The 5,116-nt window shown below is 38.9% G+C and carries 4 protein-coding genes; 1 reads left to right on the top strand and 3 read right to left on the bottom strand.

All coding sequences use genetic code 11. From position 1 onward, the window contains the following. Nucleotides 1-25 precede the first annotated feature (25 nt). Complete coding sequence (locus H5072_RS11390; protein WP_024596277.1) at nucleotides 26-1,549, bottom strand: CYTH and CHAD domain-containing protein; 1,524 nt, start codon at nucleotides 1,547-1,549, stop codon at nucleotides 26-28. Between the two features lie 307 nt (nucleotides 1,550-1,856). Here H5072_RS11390 and H5072_RS11395 point away from each other — a divergent pair, with 307 nt between their 5' ends. Further along, on the top strand, nucleotides 1,857-2,462 hold the full coding sequence (locus tag H5072_RS11395) for a TIGR04211 family SH3 domain-containing protein (RefSeq protein WP_182693584.1): 606 nt from the start codon (nucleotides 1,857-1,859) through the stop codon (nucleotides 2,460-2,462). A 32-nt stretch (nucleotides 2,463-2,494) separates the two neighbouring features. Here the strand turns inward: H5072_RS11395 and H5072_RS11400 are convergent, their stop codons facing one another. Together H5072_RS11400 and H5072_RS11405 are read right to left on the bottom strand one after the other, a co-directional pair. Next, a complete protein-coding gene (locus tag H5072_RS11400; RefSeq protein ID WP_024598984.1) occupies nucleotides 2,495-3,556 on the bottom strand; it encodes a DUF21 domain-containing protein in 1,062 nt (353 codons plus the stop codon). Nucleotides 3,557-3,611: 55 nt separating this feature from the next. Next, the gene (locus tag H5072_RS11405) at nucleotides 3,612-4,964 is read right to left on the bottom strand and encodes a magnesium transporter (RefSeq protein ID WP_165724231.1); all 1,353 of its coding nucleotides are present in this window, start codon (nucleotides 4,962-4,964) and stop codon (nucleotides 3,612-3,614) included. Between the last annotated feature and the right edge of the window lie 152 nt (nucleotides 4,965-5,116).

Genomic DNA, 5,116 nt, shown 5'->3' on the forward strand with positions numbered 1-5,116 from the left:
GAATTTTATTACAAAAGCGCATCATTTATTTTTGCCAGTAAGGTTCTATGTCAAGTGAAGCAAGGCGACTTTGCTCCATGGCACTGACCAAATATTCAGACTTTTGTTCAAGCCATGACTGGATTTTAGCAAGCTGTTCGTCCTCTTGCCCTGCACATAATTGCTTTAAATACTCAAGCGTACTTAATTCATAAATACCATGAGAAATATCAAGCCAAGGCAATCTAAACTCTAGGCGTTCTTCTTTATCAAATAACGATCCTAAACAGTTACCGCTCAGTAGGCTATTTTCAAGCTGAGTTCGTAGGTTTAAATACGAAGCGACATCGAGTGTTTGCTCCTTTGGAAGCAACTCGTGCAGGTTTTTCCAGTCTTTATTGAAAAGCCTATTGGCAATAGACGACACATTTTGCTCAGCCGCTTGAAGCTCTGCTTGCCCCCAGTCTTTACGCCATTGCTTATCGATTAACCAGGTAGTTAACGATAGTAATAAACGATTATAACGTGCGCTGTGAAACAGTGCATTTATATCGTCAATGCTTGGCTGTAACTCTTTTAAGTCTCCAATGACTTGAGCAAGTGCTGGCGCCGCATTAATTTTTTTATAAAAAGCATGGCGTTTAGACGTGTACGTTTTTAATTGAATCGCGTTTTCTACCCACGCTAATTCACTTAATAACCATTTAAGTTCGGTACGTAAGTGCTCTGTACTTTCTTTAGATACTATATCGTCGTATAGCCAAAAAGTATGGCGGATTAAACTGATGCCGTCAGTTACGCGTTTAAGTGTTTTTAAACTTGGCTTATCGAAATAGCATTGCTCGTGCTTTTGTACAAAGCGAATGCCAAAGTTCATGGCTTCAACTAAAGCACGCTCTTGAGTAGTCGACTTTGGTAATTGTACAAAACCAATAGATTTGCTTGGCATTAAAGGTTTTTCATCAGCAAGTCGATAACCACGCGCGGCCTTAGAATACAAACCTAAGCGTATGCAGTTTTGGCTAACTAGTATATCTGCAAATGCAAACAGCTCATTACGACTGCCCTCAACTAGCTCAATTTCTAGCTCGCTAATAATTTCAATTTTACCCGAAGCCGCAATTTCACCTTTATCGAGTACGACTTCAATTTTAGCGCCACTTTCGGTTTCAATTAACCAAGTACGACGAATGAAGTTAGTACTAAATATTGGATACAAGTTTTTTGAGATGGCGCTTATTTGCATGCCATGAGGCCAAATATCAGCATCAAACGCCATTAAATTAGGGCGGCTTGATTCAATTGGTAAATTGTACTCTGGACGTTGGTGTAAACCACCTACCACTTCACCTGCAAGCTTTATAGTTTGCTCGCATTCGCTGTCAGAACAACGCGTTCGAAAGCCTATATCAAGCGCTCTAAGCTCTCTGCTTGGCGTATCGTAGTATGCATTTTGTAAGCTGCGAGACGGTTTATTCTTCACCGTTTTTGCAAATTGAGTAATTAACGAGGGGATCAGTGGAATAACGGCATCTGATACCAAAAATTTCAGTTCTATCTCAGTATCCATTCGGTTTGCGGATTACCTTTAAAATAAATAAGTGCTCAAAATAAACAAAGCGCCTTAACAATGCAAATTTTTTAACCTTATTTTAGGGCCTGATGACCTTTGTGGATTAAATTTCGTTCTATCTAGGAGCAATTTAATCATAGCGTGAGGCTTGTAACCTAGTGGACTCGATAACTACTCCTGCGTTACCGTACTGGGTTACAATATCAGTCTTGCTATTGATCTATTTAATCCATACTATCTAACTACTTATGTGAAATAAAAATCACGTTCATAACGGACGCAGTTAGATCAACAAGGTAGATAAATGCTAAAACATTGTTTATTAGGGCTACTTTTAACAGCCACCACATTCATGAGTTATGCACAAGAAACACAACCTGCAAATTCAACGAATGCAAACACCGCTTATATTATCGATAATCTATACACTTTTATGCGCTCTGGGGCGAGTAAAAATTATCGACTACTCGGCTCTGTAGATGCTGGAACAAAGTTAACCTTGTTATCAAATGAAGAAAACGGCTTTATAAAAATTAAAGATGATAAAGACCGCGAAGGCTGGATAGAAACTAAGTTTATTACTAAAACAGCGGGCTTACACCAACAGTACAAAACACTAAGTAGCGAAATGAGCACTATGCAAGAAAAGCTACGTCAAGCTCAAATAGAACTTCCACAGCTACAAGAACAAAACCAAACTTTAACAGATCAAAATCTGCAGTTATCTGCTCAAATTACTAAGCTTAAAACAACGCTAGAGCAAGAGCGCACTCAAAAAGAAGCTGCTAGCTCAAAAGAGAAACGCCAGCTACTTACTTACGGTGGTGCTATTGCGTTTTTAGGCCTGTTTTTAGGTATTATATTAACGATAGTGCTGTCACGTCGTAAGCGCTACGAAGGTTGGGCGTAAAGCTCCATCCAACTAAATACAAAAAAGCCGCTTTACAGCGGCTTTTTATTCTCTGTATTTTCATGCAGTTCGAGTTTTGGTGCACTCATACCTTTGAGCAACCGACCAAATATATCAGCGCCGGTAATAATGCGTTTCACATCGCTCCACACTAATACCACATCGTGATCAATTGCCCCATCAAACGATTTATCTAAAGAATGATTAGCTCGTATTTTTAAAATCACTTCACTCAAACGCATCGCTTCATCAGCAACAATTATAGGTCTGTGACAATAATGATAAGGGTCAAACGTATCTGGCTCAAATAACGCTGATCTTAAAAAGCCGTCAGCATCTACCACTAATAAAGGCCAACCGTCTTCATTGGTAATGATCACCCAGTTATAACCTGACTTATGTAGTTTGCGTAAAAACTCATTATCAGTCGTTAATGTAAGGTCTGGGAAAATAGGCAAATCAAGCTTAGTAGGCAAAGCAATAATAGAGTCTGGATCAATTACCTCACCCTCTTTGGTTACGCTTATTTCATCTAAGCTAAAAAAGTTAAGCGCGCCTATTCCCTCAACGTGTTGAACATCAGCTTCTTCAGCCTCTATGTGTTTGCGAATAATACCCCTGAGCTCACTTTCAGCAAAGTACGTAATCCCCTCTTTGCCTAACCATGCATCGAGAATTAAAGCAGTTGGCTTAGCAACTATATAAAACAGAATCTGATAAAACTTAATTAACGGCGAAAGTAGGCTCGCCATTTTTAACGCATTACGCGAAAAATAAGCCTGTGGTGTTATTTCACCAATAATAGTAATTGCGATAGTTGAGAATAAAAACGAACTTGCGCCCATTAATACCGAATCAGAAAGTAGTGTAAGTAGTACGTTAATACCTACGTTACCCCACAAAATAGTCGACAATAAAAAATTAGAGTCGTTTCGAAGGGCCATGACTTTTATGGCCGCCTCGTTCCCTTTTGCACTTTCCATTTCAAGCTGAAGCCTACTTAGTGAAAAAAACGCTAAGTTTAAGCCCGAAAATATTGCCGATTGTGAAATACACAAAGCAATTGCACACCAAATCATGACTTCAAAGGTCATTGTATTTTCCTGTTAGTAATACCAATTCACTTAATTAAGCGAATTGGTATAAGGCTTATAAAAGCAATAAACTGCCTAAACCTAAAAAGGTAACAAACCCAACAATATCGGTAACGGTAGTTAAAATTACCGAACCAGATAACGCAGGATCAATTTTCATTTTGTCTAAAATAGACGGAATAACAACACCTGCTAGTGACGCGGCCACTAAATTCAATAATATGGCTACCGTAATCGTAATACTAAGCATTAAGTCGTTAAACCATAAAAAGGTAAGTAGGCCGATTACAAACGCCCATACCAAGCCATTTACAGCGCCAACACGCAGCTCTTTTTTAAGCAACGCATTACGGTTTGAATCTGTAACCTGTCCAAGCGCTAAACCTCGCACAATAACGGTTAATGTTTGACTACCTGCAATTCCCCCCATAGAAGCGACCACTGGCATTAATACCGCTAGTGCTACAACTTGTTCTATCGTTGCGCCAAATAAACCGATAAACCACGACGCTAAAAAGGCAGTAGCTAAATTAATACCTAACCATATGCCACGGTTTTTAGCACTTTTTCGCACACTTGCGAACAGGTCTTCGTCTTCACGTAAACCACCGGCTTTAGCGGCTGCTTCATCAGCAATTTCTTGTCGTAATTCATAAGCAGAGGCAATGGTTAATCGCCCAAGTAATTTGTTATCAACATTAACCACTGGCAGTGCCATTTTTTCACTGTGGATCACCACTTCTGCCGCTTCATATAAATCATCATCAGCATGGAGCGATGAAAAGTCATGATTTGCCAATGTCATTAAGTTATCGGTGTCGCTGGCTTTTATTAAATCATTTACCGCAACCTCACCTATTAAACTACCCTTGCGGCTTACTAAATAAATAACTTCACTGTATTGCGGTAAACCTTTGTGTAGCAATTTTTTAGCACCACCGGCTGTTAGCTTCTCCGATACTTTTAAAAAGTCAAAACCTAACCAGTGACCTAATTGCTCTGGCGGGTATTGCTGCGCTAAATCATATTGTTTGGTTTGCGCTTCATCGAGTTGCTTTTTTGCATACTCAACAAATCGCTCTGGTATAACTTCTTCAAGTTCCAGTAGCTCTTCTACATTAACTTCATCAAGAAGTTTAAAAGCCTCAGTGTCTTCTAGCGTTTGTAGCAACCACAAACAACTATCTTCACTTAAATTAACAAAAATTTCGTGTTGCGTGTCTTCATCAAGCAACTGCCAAATTTCAAGTCGTTGCTCTTTTGGTATCGCCTCAAAAAGTAATGACAGGTGCTCTGTTGAAAGCGTTAACTGCGCATCTGCTAATAATTTATTTTTGCGTTCTGTTGTATCGCATTGCAATAAATCATTTATGAGCTGTGGAAGTTGGTCTACCGGATACTCAATCATCTTAAAACCTTAAAATTTAAAAGCGCACATTATTTATAGTCTACTTGAACAATAAAAAATTGCAGAAAAAACGTGAACTTATTAAGCATGCGCAAGCTATTTTTGCGCATTGTATGGGCAAACTAAATGCAGTACTAATATTTATTTTAAAA

It is taken from the genome of Pseudoalteromonas sp. SR45-5, from assembly GCF_014163565.1.
GTDB classification, from domain to species: domain Bacteria; phylum Pseudomonadota; class Gammaproteobacteria; order Enterobacterales; family Alteromonadaceae; genus Pseudoalteromonas; species Pseudoalteromonas distincta.